The 13,292-nt window shown below is 70.5% G+C and carries 13 protein-coding genes, 1 tRNA gene and 1 pseudogene; 12 read left to right on the plus strand and 3 right to left on the minus strand.

Translation table 11 applies throughout. From position 1 onward, the window contains the following. Nucleotides 1-55 precede the first annotated feature (55 nt). The 3 genes from OG714_RS26385 to OG714_RS26395 all read left to right on the plus strand — a co-directional run bounded on the left by OG714_RS26385 (nucleotide 56) and on the right by OG714_RS26395 (nucleotide 2,607). The gene (locus tag OG714_RS26385; protein ID WP_406124588.1) at nucleotides 56-673 is read left to right on the plus strand and encodes an RNA polymerase sigma factor; all 618 of its coding nucleotides are present in this window, start codon (nucleotides 56-58) and stop codon (nucleotides 671-673) included. Continuing rightward, nucleotides 666-1,625 carry a CU044_5270 family protein gene (locus OG714_RS26390; protein ID WP_406124590.1) on the plus strand — a complete coding sequence of 320 codons (960 nt, stop codon included), beginning with the start codon at nucleotides 666-668 and terminating at the stop codon, nucleotides 1,623-1,625. The genes OG714_RS26385 and OG714_RS26390 overlap by 8 nt, the downstream gene beginning before the upstream one ends. A 118-nt stretch (nucleotides 1,626-1,743) precedes the next feature. Further along, nucleotides 1,744-2,607 (plus strand): GNAT family N-acetyltransferase, encoded by an 864-nt coding sequence (locus OG714_RS26395; RefSeq protein WP_406124591.1) that lies wholly within the window; start codon nucleotides 1,744-1,746, stop codon nucleotides 2,605-2,607. A gap of 42 nt (nucleotides 2,608-2,649) precedes the next feature. On the opposite strand, the gene OG714_RS26400 is transcribed toward OG714_RS26395, so the two are convergent. Beyond that, nucleotides 2,650-2,826, minus strand: a complete 177-nt coding sequence (locus OG714_RS26400; protein WP_406124593.1) for a hypothetical protein — start codon at nucleotides 2,824-2,826, stop codon at nucleotides 2,650-2,652. 194 nt (nucleotides 2,827-3,020) lie between these two features. Here OG714_RS26400 and OG714_RS26405 point away from each other — a divergent pair. Then, nucleotides 3,021-3,107: transfer RNA gene (locus OG714_RS26405), tRNA-Ser, on the plus strand. Between the two features lie 58 nt (nucleotides 3,108-3,165). Here OG714_RS26405 and OG714_RS26410 read toward each other — a convergent pair. Further along, nucleotides 3,166-3,372: a hypothetical protein gene (locus OG714_RS26410; RefSeq protein ID WP_406124595.1), complete on the minus strand. Its 207-nt coding sequence runs from the start codon at nucleotides 3,370-3,372 to the stop codon at nucleotides 3,166-3,168. Nucleotides 3,373-3,447: 75 nt separating this feature from the next. Next, nucleotides 3,448-4,359, minus strand: coding sequence for a bifunctional DNA primase/polymerase (locus OG714_RS26415; protein WP_406124596.1), 912 nt, complete (start codon nucleotides 4,357-4,359; stop codon nucleotides 3,448-3,450). Nucleotides 4,360-4,716: 357 nt separating this feature from the next. On the opposite strand from OG714_RS26415, the gene OG714_RS26420 reads away from it, so the two are divergent. The 8 genes and pseudogenes from OG714_RS26420 to OG714_RS26455 all read left to right on the plus strand — a co-directional run bounded on the left by OG714_RS26420 (nucleotide 4,717) and on the right by OG714_RS26455 (nucleotide 13,268). Then, nucleotides 4,717-5,028 (plus strand): hypothetical protein, encoded by a 312-nt coding sequence (locus tag OG714_RS26420; RefSeq protein WP_406124597.1) that lies wholly within the window; start codon nucleotides 4,717-4,719, stop codon nucleotides 5,026-5,028. Nucleotides 5,029-5,294: 266 nt separating this feature from the next. Next, a complete protein-coding gene (locus tag OG714_RS26425) occupies nucleotides 5,295-6,476 on the plus strand; it encodes an acyl-CoA dehydrogenase family protein (RefSeq protein ID WP_406131954.1) in 1,182 nt (393 codons plus the stop codon). Further along, the gene (locus OG714_RS26430) at nucleotides 6,473-7,561 is read left to right on the plus strand and encodes a bifunctional MaoC family dehydratase N-terminal/OB-fold nucleic acid binding domain-containing protein (RefSeq protein WP_406124599.1); all 1,089 of its coding nucleotides are present in this window, start codon (nucleotides 6,473-6,475) and stop codon (nucleotides 7,559-7,561) included. The genes OG714_RS26425 and OG714_RS26430 overlap by 4 nt, the downstream gene beginning before the upstream one ends. Nucleotide 7,562: 1 nt before the next feature. After that, nucleotides 7,563-8,672 carry an acyl-CoA dehydrogenase family protein gene (locus OG714_RS26435; protein ID WP_406124601.1) on the plus strand — a complete coding sequence of 370 codons (1,110 nt, stop codon included), beginning with the start codon at nucleotides 7,563-7,565 and terminating at the stop codon, nucleotides 8,670-8,672. Beyond that, nucleotides 8,669-9,118, plus strand: a complete 450-nt coding sequence (locus tag OG714_RS26440; RefSeq protein ID WP_406124603.1) for a MaoC family dehydratase — start codon at nucleotides 8,669-8,671, stop codon at nucleotides 9,116-9,118. The genes OG714_RS26435 and OG714_RS26440 overlap by 4 nt, the downstream gene beginning before the upstream one ends. Beyond that, nucleotides 9,115-10,272 (plus strand): annotated as a pseudogene (locus tag OG714_RS26445) (lipid-transfer protein); the annotation flags it as partial. The gene OG714_RS26440 and the pseudogene OG714_RS26445, both read left to right, overlap by 4 nt. A 491-nt stretch (nucleotides 10,273-10,763) precedes the next feature. Continuing rightward, complete coding sequence (locus tag OG714_RS26450) at nucleotides 10,764-11,435, plus strand: SigE family RNA polymerase sigma factor (RefSeq protein ID WP_406124604.1); 672 nt, start codon at nucleotides 10,764-10,766, stop codon at nucleotides 11,433-11,435. Between the two features lie 153 nt (nucleotides 11,436-11,588). Continuing rightward, nucleotides 11,589-13,268 (plus strand): long-chain fatty acid--CoA ligase, encoded by a 1,680-nt coding sequence (locus OG714_RS26455; RefSeq protein WP_406124606.1) that lies wholly within the window; start codon nucleotides 11,589-11,591, stop codon nucleotides 13,266-13,268. Nucleotides 13,269-13,292: the final 24 nt, after the last annotated feature.

Below are 13,292 nucleotides of genomic sequence, written 5' to 3' on the forward strand. Positions count from 1 at the left end.
TACGGGTGAAAGCCCAGTCTTCATCTGCGTGTTCGCATCGACGAGAGGAGCCCCGATGACCGTCGGACCAGGCGTCAGGGTGGGGCAGGACAGTGACGCCTCGGTGATCGAACGGTCGTGGGATGAGCCCGAGGCATTCGCCGTGCTCTTCGACCGCCACGCCGACTCGGTGCACCGTTACGCGGCGCGCCGGCTCGGCACGGAGGTCGCCGAGGACCTGATGGCGGAGACGTTCACCACCGCGTTCCAGCAGCGCTTCCGGTACAACACGGAACTGGCCGACGCCCGCCCGTGGTTGTTCGGCATCGCGACCAACCTCATAGGCCGGCACCGGCGCGCCGAGGCCCGACGGCTGAAGGCGATCGGCCGGCTGCCGACGGCCGCACCCGCCGCCGGCGCCGAGGACACCGTCGCCGACCGGGTGGCCGCGAAGGTCAGCGCACAGGCCGTACGGGGCGAACTGGCCCTGGCCATGGCCCGGTTGCCCGCCAGGCACCGGGACGTGCTGCTGCTGGTCGCGTGGGCCGACCTCGGCTACGAGGAGGTCGCACGCGCCCTGGAGGTACCGGTGGGGACGGTCCGGTCACGGCTGCACAGGGCTCGCAGAAAACTTCGCGACGCATTGGGCGGATCCGATCCGACAGCCTTCCGAGAGGAATCCGACGATGAGTGAACCGAGGAACGAACTCCACCTCCTGAGGGAGTGGGACGCGGACACACCCCCGCTCACGGACCCCGCACGCGCGCGTGCCCGCTTCCGCCTCCACCAGGCGATGCTCCAGCCCACCACCCTCGCCCCCGCGACCGTACGACGCCGTCCGGTCCTGCGGATGGCGGTGGCGGGCGTCGCGGCCGCCGCGGTGGCGACGGGCGTCGTGATCGCCCAGAACGACAGCGAGTCCTCGCCCCGCACCCAGCCGGTGAGCGCGAGCACCGTGCTGCGCGGCGCGGCGGCCGAGGAACGCCGACTGGAGAAGCCGATCGCTCCGCGTGACGACCAGTTCATCTACACGAAGGAGATCATCAAGGAGATCCCGATCGGGGGTGGTGGCCGGACCCGGACGTACGTGGACGAGAGCTGGGACTCGGTCGACGGCTCCAAGAGGTCCTACGTCAGCGAACTGGGCCAGAAGCAATGGGTTCCGGTGTACCCGCCGAACCAGACCAACTGGCCGCCGAGCAGGTGGGCCCTGCTCAAGCAACTGCCCACCGATCCGGCCAAGTTGCTGATCGCGCTCCGCGACGGCCCTGGAAAGCCGGACTACAACAGGCCGATGAAGGCCGCCGACTGGCCGATGACCCAGTTCCTCGTCTCCAGCCTGCTCCGCACCTCCGTCCTGCCGAAGGGGCTACGCTCCGCGGCCTACGAGGCGCTCGCCACCGTCCCCGGCATCAAGGTCCTGCCCCACCAGAAGGACGCCGACGGCCGCGTGGGCATCGGCATCCAGTACGTGGGACCCTCCGGAACCCCCTGGGCACACGGCGGACCGGTCCTGGTCTTCGACGCGAAGACGTACCGGTACCTCGGGATGCACAACCGGCGGGCGGCGGCCGGGCCGTCGTACGAACAGTGGTCGTACGTCGCGGCGACTGGCGTGGTGGACCGGGTGATGCAGCGCCCGTAGTGAGGGTGATGTGCAGGTAGGCAGGGGTGCCGCGCACGAGGCGGCATCCCTGTTCCACGCCGGGAGTTGGTGGGGAAGAACCACGGACGTGGGCCCGCGGCGTGGGAAATCATGAACCATGCGACCGGACGGCTGGTACCTCACCGAAGACCTGGACGACTTCCTCGCCGGAGGCGGTGACTTCCTGCGCTCGCGTCCCGCCCCGCACACCACGGCGTTGACGGTGATGGAGCGACTGCGAACGCACGGATCGGCCGAACACGGCGACGGGGCCGCCCTGTTCGGCCGGCTGGAACGAGCGGGCGGCGTCGACGCCACCTTCTACCGCCTCCCGTCCCGCGGCCTGGCACCCACCTCCCTCACCCCCGGGCAGGCCGACACCCTCGCCGCCCACCTGGCGGACCTCGGGCACTCCCTGCCCTACGTCACCGCGGACCAGAGCACCGCGACCGCGTTCGCGGAGGCATGGCGGCGGCACACGGGCGCTACGTCCACACTCCGCGTCCGGCTCCACCTGTACCGCCTCGGCACACTCACGCCGCAGGAGCCGGTCCCGGAGGGCCGAGGCCGGGTCGCACGCTCGGAGGACCACGCCCAAGTCGTCCACTGGTGCCACGAGTTCGCCGCCGCCGTCGACGAAGTCCTCCCCGACTCCTGGGCCGACACCCGCTTCGCGGACAAGCACTTCACGTTCTGGGAGACCCCGGACGGCACTCCGGTCTCCATCGCGGGCTCGACCTCGAAGATCGGCGGCATGGTCCGCGTGGACCCCGTCTACACCCCGGCCCACCTCCGAGGCCGCGGCTACGCGGGCGCCGTGACGGCCGAGGTGACCAGAGCCGCACTGACCACGGGCGCCACGGACGTCGTCCTCTTCACGGACCCGGGCAACCCCACCAGCAACGCGCTCTACCAACGCCTCGGGTACGTCCGGATCACCGATTGGGCCGTGTACGACTTCTCGGGCGCCGCGGCACAGTAGCCGCGGCCCCGACCCCCTACATGCCGAGACCGAACCGGCAGCTCAGGGTCTGCCGGCCACCTTCCCCGTGACCCGGACCCGCACCATCGCGTACTTGTCGCTGAGCACCTTCGGCCCGATGGTGTACGGATGCCTGGCGTAGTCCGGGTACTTGCCATACTCAGGGGCGTCCTTCACCGAGCAGACGCTGCATCCGAGGACCTTCACGCCTGCCGGCACGTTCAGGAGCCTGACCCCGGTGACGGAGATGGCCTGCTGGGAGATGTTCCTCGCCAGGGGGGGGAAGGCCAGCCGCCAGCCGGTAGATGTCGCCGACCTTCACAGGTGATGCCTCGGTCTGTGGACCATGGCCCCACCATCCGGCTCGATCCCGGTACGCTGTACCCGCTCCGTCCCTGGTGGGCGCGTGCGCAGGTGGGTTGCCCGAGCGGCCTAAGGGAACGGTCTTGAAAACCGTCGTCGCAGCGATGTGACCGTGGGTTCAAATCCCACACCCACCGCAGACAGACGAGCGGCCCCTGACCGGGTACATCGGTCAGGGGCCGCTCGTGGTCGGTCCTAGAGTTCTTCGTCGCGCTCCAGAACCAGACTGACCGGGCCGTCCTCGAGGCTGATACCGGGCTCAAGGTGTACGTGGTAGCCGTCCCGGTGTTCGGGCTCGGCGAGGCCGATGAGCGTTTCGGCGAGATTCCGCAGGCCGGCGGCGTTGCCCGCCACGGTGATCTCGCTGTCGGCGCCATACACCTTGATACGAGGTTCTTCCATACGGTGACGCTACAGCGGGAGTTCGCGGGTCCCGTCTGAGCCCCGACCGGCAACTGGCAACCGGCAACGCCGAGTTCACGGCCGATGCCCCGTCATCCGTGCCGCCGACGCGATCGTCGCCCGGGCCTCCCGCTCCGACAGGCCCGTGCCCAGGGCCGCTTCGACCAGGGGGTCGACGAGGGCGGGGCCGATGTCGTTCTCGTAGGCGCGGCAGGCTGCCCAGAAGAGGCGGGTGTTGCGTTGGCCCTCGTGGGCGGCGAGGACGAACTGGACCAGGCCCTGGCCGTGTTGGCCGGTCGAGGTGGGGGTGGGGTGGTTCGTGCGGGGTGGGGGGAGGAGCAGGCGCAGGAGTGACGGGGGGCAGGGCGCGGGGGCCAGGTGGGCGGTGGCCGGGGCGGCGCCGTAGAGGCCGTGGTCGGTGCGGGAGCCGGGGCCCACCAGGTAGCCGCCGGCGCCGCGGATGTCGATGCCGGGGGCGAGCCGGCCCGCGGAGTTGGGGACGACCACGTCGGGCGGGCCGCTGAGCCAGAGGTGGCGGCCGCCGCTGGGGGTCAGGACGACGACGGTCTCGGGGATCGTGAACAGGTGGCGGAGGGCGAGTTCGCGCAGCGCGGACGAGGAGTCCGTGCCGGACTTGGTGTCGAGGTCGACACCGATCAGGTGGTGCGGCGGCAGTCCGCACGCGATGCCGTAGCCGGTGGCCCAGGGCGCGGCGGCGAACAGTTCGCGGATGCGCGCAGGGTCGGACGAGGCGTCGTACACCCCGTGGCCGAGGCGTCCGCACTCGCCGTGGCAGCGCGGGTGGAGGGCGTCCGGTGCCTCTGCCGTGCCCGCCTCGCCCGCCGGGGGTGACGGGTCGTCGCGGTGCGGGGAGCGCAGGGCCGGGAGTTTTGTGCGGGACAGGGGGATGACGGCCAGTCCGCGTTCGGCGGCTGACAGGGCGTGTGCGAGGGCCAGCGTCGTGGCCTGCCGGTCGGTGGTGGCCATGCCTCCATGTTCGTACGAGTGTTCGAAAAAAGGAAGGGGGAGAGGCGGCGACTCGCCGAGTCGCGCGGATTGGCCGGAAATGTGGAGGAACGCTTCGCCTCATGGGGCGCCCGGCGTGAGCTGTCCGTACTGCCCTGAACTGCGGCTTCGGGGCGGTCAAAGGGGTTTATCGACTTGTCATCACGCTTCAGGGGGAATAACCGCTTCCGGTCTGGTTCGCCGGGGATTCGGTGGGCAACTCTGGTTCCGCGACGTCGTGCACAACACCGAGGCGGTCGGCCAACTGCCCTGGTAGAAGCCGTACTTCATGTGCGTCCGGCTACCAAGCCGATACGCAACCCGTTCTGGAGGAACAACATGGCAAGCATCCGTACCGCCCGCGTCATCGCCGCCGTCTCCGCCCTCCCGCTGGCAGCCGCCCTCTTCACCGGCGTCGCGGCGGCGGACAACGGCGCCATCGCGGGCAACGGATCGAACGCGGGTGTGGCGACCGTCAGCGGCAGCGGGGTCGGGCACGACAACAAGGGCAACTCGTCCACCACACAGCAGCAGGCGGTCGGCTCGGGGGCCTCGAACCAGAGCAACACCGCCCAGGTCAACGGCTCCGCGTTCACCGCCATCAACCAGGGAAACAAGAACGTCGCCGTCAACTTCGCCAACTTCTGGTAGCCGCGCCCGACTTCCACGCGGGGATGCGCGGGGGTGTGTGAGGTGTGCTCTCTGGGGTTGTAACGCGCCTGCGCGGTGGTGCTTCGGCACCGCCGCGCAGGCGTTTTTCGTGCGCCACGCGTGCGCGCCCGGGCGGATGGACCGCTGTGCCGTAACGACCTTGACAGTGCACGGCATCTGACGGACAGTCAGAAACCCCCGTCCGTACGACGCCTACGACACCTACGTTGCCTACGACGCCCACGTCGCCCCGGAGGTCCGCCGCCGTGTACCTCGCCCCCACCCCCCGCCAGCGGCGGTTGCGCGCCGAACTCCGCTCGTACTTCGCCGACTTGATGCCGGACGGGCCACCTGGCACGGACGACCCCCAGGGCCAGCGGGCCCTGCTGCGCCGCATCGGCGGCGACGGCTGGCTGGGGCTGGGCTGGCCGGTCGAGTACGGCGGTCAAGGGCGGGGCGCGGACGAGCAGTTCGTGTTCTTCGACGAGGCCTACCGCGCGGGCGCACCCGTCTCGATGGTCACCCTGAACACCGTCGGACCGACCCTCATGAAGTACGGCAGCGAGGAGCAGAAGGCCGCCCTCCTGCCGGGCATCCAGCGCGGGGAACTCGTCTTCGCGATCGGCTACAGCGAACCGTCGGCCGGCACGGATCTCGCGTCCCTGCGCACGCGCGCGGTACGTGACGAGCGGGGCTGGCTGATCGACGGGCAGAAGATCTTCACCTCCAACGCCCACAACGCCGACTGGATCTGGCTCGCCTGCCGCACCGACCCCGAGGCGCCCAAACACCGCGGCATCTCGATCATCCTCGTCCCGACCGACGCGCCCGGCTTCTCGTGGACCCCGATCGAGACGGTGGGCGGGCAGCGGACGACGGCCACGTACTACGACGGGGTCCGCGTCCCGGCCGGCAACCTCGTCGGCGCGGAGAACGAGGGCTGGTCCCTCATCACCAACCAGCTCAACCACGAGCGGGTCGCCCTCGCCGCGACCGGAATGCAGGCCGAGGAGTTCTACGCGGCCGTGCTGACCGCAGCCCGCACGCCCGATCCGGTGACGGGGCGGCGCCGGGTTGACGAGCCGTGGGTGCGTTCACAGCTGGCCGAGGCACATGCCCGGCTGGCGGCAACACGCCTGCTCAACTGGCGTTTGGTGGGTGATGTCGGGGCGGGTCGGCTGGCCCCCGGCGACGCGAGCGGCGTGAAAGTCGTGGGAACCGAATCGACGGTGGCGGTGTACCGAATATGTCAGCACATCGCCGGGGCGGACGGACCGGCGGGACTGGCAGGACTGGTGCGTTCGGGCTCGCCGGGTGCTTTCGGTGACGGCGAGCTGGAGCGGTTGAACAGGGCGGCTCAGATCAACACGTTCGGGGGCGGGGTGAGCGAGGTGCAGCGGGAGATCGTCGCGACGATGCGGCTCGGGATGACGAGGGGGCGGAGGTGAGCACGGTGGTCGACGAGCTGGAGGCGCGGCTCAAGACGTACGAGGGGCGTGCGGCCGCCGTCGCGGGCAGGGGGAAGGACCCCGTCAACGAGCCGATGATCAGGCACTGGTGCGAGGCGATGGGCGACACGAATCCGGCGTACGCGGGCCCGGACGCCGTCGCCCCGCCCACCATGCTCCAGGCATGGACCATGGGCGGCCTCTCCGGCCATACGGGACGCACGGGTGCCTACGACGAGCTGTTCGACCTCCTCGACACGGCGGGCTGCACCTCGGTGGTCGCCACGGACTGCGAGCAGGAGTACGTACGGCCCCTGCGGCCGGGCGACGAGGTCACGTTCGACGCGGTGATCGAGTCGGTGTCGGACCGCAAGACGACGAAGCTGGGCACGGGGTACTTCGTCACGACACGCATGGACGTCCGGGTGGGCCCGGACCTCGTCGGCACCCACCGCTTCCGCATCCTCAAGTACGCCCCCGCACGCCAGAAGGGGAAGCCGAAGGAGGAGGAACGGGAGGACGGGAAACGGGAGGACGGGAAACGGGAGGACGGGAAACGGGAGGACGGGAAACGGGAGGACGGGAAACGGGAGGACGGGAAACGGGAGGGGACGGTGGCCCGCGCGCGGCGGCCCCGGCCCGTCGTCAACCGGGACAACGCCGGTTTCTGGGAGGGCGTGCAGCGGCACCGACTCCTCATCCAGCGCTGCACGCACTGCGGAACACTGCGCCACCCCTGGCTGCCGGGCTGCAACGCCTGCGGCGGCCTGGACTGGGACACGGTCGAGGCGAGCGGCGAGGGCACGGTCTACTCGTACGTGGTGATGCACCACCCGCCCTTCCCCGCCTTTGATCCGCCGTACGCGGTCGGGTTGATCGAGCTGGCGGAAGGCGTGCGGATCGTGAGCAACGTGGTCGGGGTGCCGTACGACAAGGTCCGCATCGGGCTGCCGGTGCGGCTCGAATTCCGGCGCTACGACGAACCGCGGGGGCACGACGACGAGGACGGCCCGCTGATCCTCCCCGTCTTCCGGGTCCAGGAAGGCGGAGCAGCCGGACAAGGCGGAGAGGGCGAGGTGGGCTGACATGGACTTCACGCCCACGGAGGAGCAGGCGGCGGCCCGTGACCTGGCCGCCCGGATCTTCGGCGACCTCGCGACCCCCGAGCGGCTCACGGCGGCCGGGACGGACAGCGATCCCGAGCTGTGGAAGGCCCTGTGCGCGGCCGGACTGGTGGGCGCAGTCGAGGAGTTGGGCCTGCTCGGACTCGTGCTCCTCCTGGAGGAACAGGGCCGGACGACCGCCCAGGTGCCTTTCGCGTCGACCTGTGTGTACGGGCTGCTGGCGGTCGCCGCCCATGGTTCACCCGAGCAGCGGGAGCGGTTGTTGCCGGGGGTCGTGGACGGGTCGGTGGTGGTGTGCGGGGCGTTTCCGGCGCAGGGGGGTGTACGGGCCTCTGCGCAGGGTGAGTTGAGCGGGACGGTCCCTGTCGTCCCCTGGTTGCGCGACGCCACGCATGTCCTGGTCGCCGACGATCAGCGGGGGTTGTGGCTGACCCCGGTCGCGGAGGCCGCGCGTGTCGAGGCGGTCGAGTTGACGGCGCCCTGGTCGGCGGGGCGGCTGACGCTGGACGGGGCATCGGCGGAGCGGCTCGGTGCGAAGGGTGTTCACCTTGGTGTGGCGGGCGTTCACCCCAGTGTCCAGGTCGAGCAGCTCCAGCCCCCACCCCCAACTCCCTCCCCCTACGCCGACGTTCTGGCCACCGCCCGTACCGCCTTCGCGGGGTTGCAGGCCGGGGTGTGTGCCGGTTCGCTCGCTCGGGCTGTGGCGCATGTGAACACCCGGGAGCAGTTCGGGCGGCCGTTGGCCACGCGGCAGGCGGTCCAACTCCGGGCGGCCGACGCGCACATGGACATCGAGGCGATACGCGTGACGGCGTACGAGGCGGCCTGGCGGCGCGACGTGGGACTGCCGTACACCACGCACGCGCTCACCACCGCCTGGTGGGCGTCCGAGGCGGGCCAGCGCGTCGTCCACACGGGGCAGCATCTGCATGGCGGGGCGGGAGCCGACCTGGACCATCCGGTGCACCGGCACTTCCTCTGGGGCCGGCAGCTGGACGCGTACCTGGGTGGCGGGGGCGAAGTGCTGCAAGAACTGGGGGAGTTGATCGTCGATGAGGAGGTGCAGCCATGAGGGCAGGTGAGGAGTTGCCCCCGCTGGAGATCGAGATCACCCGCACCCTGATCGTCGCCGGAGCCGTCGCCTCCCGTGACTACCAGGACGTGCACCACGACGCGGAGGCAGCGCGGCAGAAGGGCTCCCCCGACATCTTCATGAACATCCTGACGACGAACGGTCTGGTCGGCCGCTACATCACGGACCACTTCGGACCGGGAGCCACTCTCCGCAAGGTGGCGATACGGCTCGGCGCGCCCAACTACCCGGGCGACACGATGGTGTTGACCGGCAGGGTCGAGGAGACGGACGGCGACACCGCGACGGTGCGGGTGCTCGGGGCGAACGGCATCGGCAGGCATGTGACAGGCACGGTGACGGTCACCGTAAGACCGGCGGACGCGGACACGGACGCCGACGCCGACGCCGACGAGGTCACCGTAGGCACCAGGGAGGCCGGATGAGTGCCCGTACCCGCGACACCCTCGGGGGGCAGGCGGCGATCGTCGGGATCGGGGCGACGGAGTTCTCCAAGGACTCGGGGCGCAGTGAGCTGCGGCTGGCGGTGGAGGCGGTGCGGGCCGCGTTGGACGACGCGGGGCTGACGCCGGCGGACGTGGACGGGATGGTCACGTTCACGATGGACACCAACCCGGAGATCACCGTGGCCCAGGCCTGCGGGATCGGCGAGCTGTCCTTCTTCTCCCGGGTCCACTACGGCGGCGGCGCGGCCTGCGCGACCGTCCAGCAGGCGGCGCTGGCCGTGGCGGCGGGGATCGCGGAGGTGGTGGTCTGCTACCGCGCCTTCAACGAGCGGTCGGGGCGCAGATTCGGCTCGGGCGTGACACACCGGGAGCCGTCGGCGGAGGGCGCGGCGCTCGGCTGGTCGCTGCCGTTCGGACTGCTCACGCCGGCGTCGTGGGTGGCGATGGCGGCGCAGCGGTATCTGCACACGTACGGGCTCACGCCGGAGGTGTTCGGGCAGGTGGCGGTGGTGGACCGCAAGTACGCGGCGACGAACCCGGCGGCGTACTTCCACGGCAGACCGATCACGCTCGCCGAGCACGCGGCCTCGCGGTGGATCGTGGAGCCGCTCAGGCTGCTGGACTGCTGCCAGGAGACGGACGGCGCGCAGGCGATCGTCGTCACGTCGGTGGAGCGGGCCCGCGACCTGCCGCGTCCGCCCGCTGTCATCGCGGCGGCAGCGCAGGGTGCCGGGCGGGCGCAGGAGCAGATGACCAGTTTCTACCGGGACGATCTGACCGGGCTTCCGGAGATGGGCGTGGTCGCGCGGCAGTTGTGGCGGACGGCGGGGCTGGGCCCGGAGGACATGGACGTGGCGATCCTGTACGACCACTTCACGCCGTTCGTGCTGATGCAGCTGGAGGAGTTCGGGTTCTGCGGGCAGGGGGAGGCGGCGGACTTCGTGGCCGAGGAGCGGTTGCCGATCAACACGCACGGCGGACAGCTCGGGGAGGCGTATCTGCACGGGATGAACGGGATCGCGGAAGGGGTCCGACAGCTGCGCGGCACCGCCGTGAACCAGATACCGGGTGCGGAGCGGGTCCTGGTGACGGCGGGGACGGGGGTGCCGACGTCGGGGCTGGTGCTCACGGCACCTGCGACGCCCACGACCCCGGCCGCCTCGGCAGCAGCTTCCACGGCCCTTACGGCACCGGCGTCCGGCACTGGGCTCGCAGTCCCGGCGTCCCGCACTGGGCTCGCAGCCTCGGCGTCCGGCACCGGGCTCGCAGTCCCGGCGACTCGCCCCGGGCTCACAGCCCCAGCGTCCCCCGCCGAGCTCACAGCCCCAGCGACCCCACCAGGCTCACAGCCCCGACCGACCTGACAACCCCCGCCGCCTCAACAGCTCCTACCACCTACACCACCCAGACCACCCAGACCAGCCAAACAACCCATATTGCCCCTGTCGCCCCCACCGCCCGTACTTCGGACGGGTGAGCCCCCAGGGGTAAACCCGCAGTACATGTCAGCTGCTCGTCCACCTTCAGGAGGTGGAGCCAGCCCCACCCCTACAACCTGAGGCGGAGTCGGCTTCGGGACCTGCGGCCGATCCGCAGGAGTGGGGGTCCCTCATAGCGTGGAGCCATGACCACAGCCGTCTGCACCAGCGCTTCGAACGCCGTCGCACGGGCCGCCGAACGGGCCGATGCCCGGACCACGACACGGCCCGGCACTCGCCCCGCCGCACGTCCGGCCGTACGCCCGGCCACTCGGCCCGCCGCACGGGCTGCGCAGACCCAGCCGACCACCACCGCCCTCACGTACCCGTCGTTCTCGTCGTACATGAGGGCCAGGCAGCCCGTGCTGCTGCGTACCGCGCGGTCGCTGACCGCGAACGCGTGCGACGCGGAGGACCTGTTGCAGACCGCGCTGACCAAGACGTATGTCGCCTGGGAGCGGATCGAGGACCACCGCGCGCTGGACGGCTATGTCCGCCGGGCTCTGTTGAACACGCGGACCTCGCAGTGGCGCAAGCGCAAGGTCGACGAGTTCGCGTGCGACGAACTGCCCGAGCCGGAGACGGTCGGCGGCGCGGAGGACCCGGCCGAGCAGCAGGCGCTGCACGACGCGATGTGGCGGGCGATCGCGAAGCTGCCGGAGCGGCAGCGGGCGATGGTGGTCCTCCGGTACTACGAGGACCTCAGCGAGGTGCAGACGGCCGAGGTGCTCGGGGTGTCCGTGGGCACGGTGAAGTCGGCGGTGTCGCGGGCGCTCGGCAAGCTGCGCGAGGACCCGGAGCTGGTTCTCGCCCGATAGAACCGGATGGAACCCATAGAACCCATAGAACCCGACTGAACCAGTTGGAACCCGGCGGAAGCAGGCGCGGGGATGTGATCGATCACCCAGCCCTAGTGACATACCGTGCGGTATGTGCGCAGAATCAGCGCATCCCTTACTACCGCGTAGGCAATGTCGCCCCGGGAGGACGCCGTGCTGAGCACCATGCAGGACGTACCGCTGCTGATCTCCAGGATTCTGGCCCACGGGTCCACGGTCCATGGAACATCGCAGGTGATCAGCTGGACCGGTGAGGGAGAGCCGGAGCGCCGTTCCTTCGCGGAGATCGGTGCCCGCGCGGCCCAACTGGCGCACGCCCTGCGCGAGGACCTGGGCGTGGTGGACGGCGAGCGTACGGCGACCTTCATGTGGAACAACGCCGTCCACGTCGAGGCCTACTTCGCGATCCCCGCCATGGGCGCGGTGCTGCACACGCTCAACCTCCGCCTTCCGCCTGAGCAGTTGGCGTGGATCGTCAACCACGCGGCGGACCGGGTGGTGATCGTCAACGGTTCGCTGATCCCGCTGCTCGCCCCGCTGCTGTCCAAGCTGCCCACGGTCGAGCACATCGTCGTCTCCGGGCCCGGTGACCGCACCCCCCTCGACGGCGCCCACGCGCAAGTGCACGAGTACGAGGAACTCATCGCCGGCAAGCCGACGACGTACGACTGGCCCGAGCTGGACGAACGCCAGGCCGCCGCGATGTGTTACACCTCCGGCACGACGGGCGACCCCAAGGGCGTGGTGTTCAGCCACCGTTCGATCTACCTGCACTCCATGCAGGTCAACATGACCCAGTCGATGGGCCTCACGGACCAGGACACGTCACTGGTCGTGGTGCCCCAATTCCACGTGAACGCATGGGGGTTGCCGCACGCCACCTTCATGACCGGCGTGAACATGCTGATGCCGGACCGCTTCCTGCAGCCCGCCCCGCTCGCCGAGATGATCGAGAGCCAGCGCCCGACGCACGCGGCGGCCGTGCCCACCATCTGGCAGGGCCTGCTCGCCGAACTGACCGCCAAGCCCCGCGATGTCTCGTCGCTCACCCAGGTCACCATCGGCGGTTCGGCCTGCCCGCCCGCCCTCATGGCGGCCTTCGACGAACTGGGCATGCGGGTCTGCCACGCCTGGGGCATGACGGAGACGTCCCCGCTGGGCACGGTCTCGCGCCCGCCGGCCGAAGCGGTCGGTACGGAGCGGGAGTTCGAGTACCGGCTGACCCAGGGCCGTTTCCCGACGAGCGTCGAGGCCCGGCTCACCGGCCCCGGCGGCGAGCGGCTGCCCTTCGACGGCGAGTCGGCGGGCGAGCTGGAGGTGCGCGGCCCGTGGATCGCGGGCGCCTACTACAACGGCCCGGACGCCGAACCCCTGCGCCCCGCCGACAAGTTCAGCGAGGACGGCTGGCTCAAGACGGGTGACGTCGGCACGATCTCCCCCGACGGCTTCCTCACCCTCACCGACCGCGCCAAGGACGTCATCAAGTCCGGCGGCGAGTGGATCTCCTCCGTCGACCTGGAGAACGCCCTGATGTCCCACCCGGACGTCACCGAGGCCGCCGTGGTCGCCGTACCGGACGAGAAGTGGGGGGAGCGTCCGCTGGCGACCGTCGTCCTGCGGGAGGGTTCCACCGCCGACTTCGCGTCCCTGCGAGCCTTCCTCGCCTCCGACACCTGCAAGATCGCCAAGTGGCAGCTCCCCGAACGCTGGACGATCATCGAGTCGGTACCGAAGACGAGCGTCGGCAAGTTCGACAAGAAGGTGCTGCGCAGGCAGTACGCCGCCGGTGACCTGGACGTCACCAAGCTCTGACCGCCCGCCCGTTCACCCGTCCAC

Origin of the sequence: Streptomyces sp. NBC_00989, assembly GCF_045162655.1 — a bacterium.
Lineage (GTDB): Bacteria > Actinomycetota > Actinomycetes > Streptomycetales > Streptomycetaceae > Streptomyces.

Excerpts from the sequence above, each read along its gene's own strand:
- OG714_RS26390 (WP_406124590.1), top strand. The coding sequence starts at position 666 with ATGAGTGAACCGAGGAACGAACTCCACCTCCTGAGGGAGTGGGACGCG.
- OG714_RS26420 (WP_406124597.1), top strand. The coding sequence starts at position 4,717 with ATGGCAAGCATCCGTACCGCCCGCGTCATCGCCGCCGTCTCCGCCCTC.
- OG714_RS26395 (WP_406124591.1), top strand. The coding sequence starts at position 1,744 with ATGCGACCGGACGGCTGGTACCTCACCGAAGACCTGGACGACTTCCTC.
- OG714_RS26435 (WP_406124601.1), top strand. The coding sequence starts at position 7,563 with ATGGACTTCACGCCCACGGAGGAGCAGGCGGCGGCCCGTGACCTGGCC.
- OG714_RS26415 (WP_406124596.1), bottom strand. The coding sequence starts at position 4,359 with ATGGCCACCACCGACCGGCAGGCCACGACGCTGGCCCTCGCACACGCC.
- OG714_RS26455 (WP_406124606.1), top strand. The coding sequence starts at position 11,589 with ATGTCGCCCCGGGAGGACGCCGTGCTGAGCACCATGCAGGACGTACCG.
- OG714_RS26385 (WP_406124588.1), top strand. The coding sequence starts at position 56 with ATGACCGTCGGACCAGGCGTCAGGGTGGGGCAGGACAGTGACGCCTCG.
- OG714_RS26410 (WP_406124595.1), bottom strand. The coding sequence starts at position 3,372 with ATGGAAGAACCTCGTATCAAGGTGTATGGCGCCGACAGCGAGATCACC.
- OG714_RS26450 (WP_406124604.1), top strand. The coding sequence starts at position 10,764 with ATGACCACAGCCGTCTGCACCAGCGCTTCGAACGCCGTCGCACGGGCC.
- OG714_RS26440 (WP_406124603.1), top strand. The coding sequence starts at position 8,669 with ATGAGGGCAGGTGAGGAGTTGCCCCCGCTGGAGATCGAGATCACCCGC.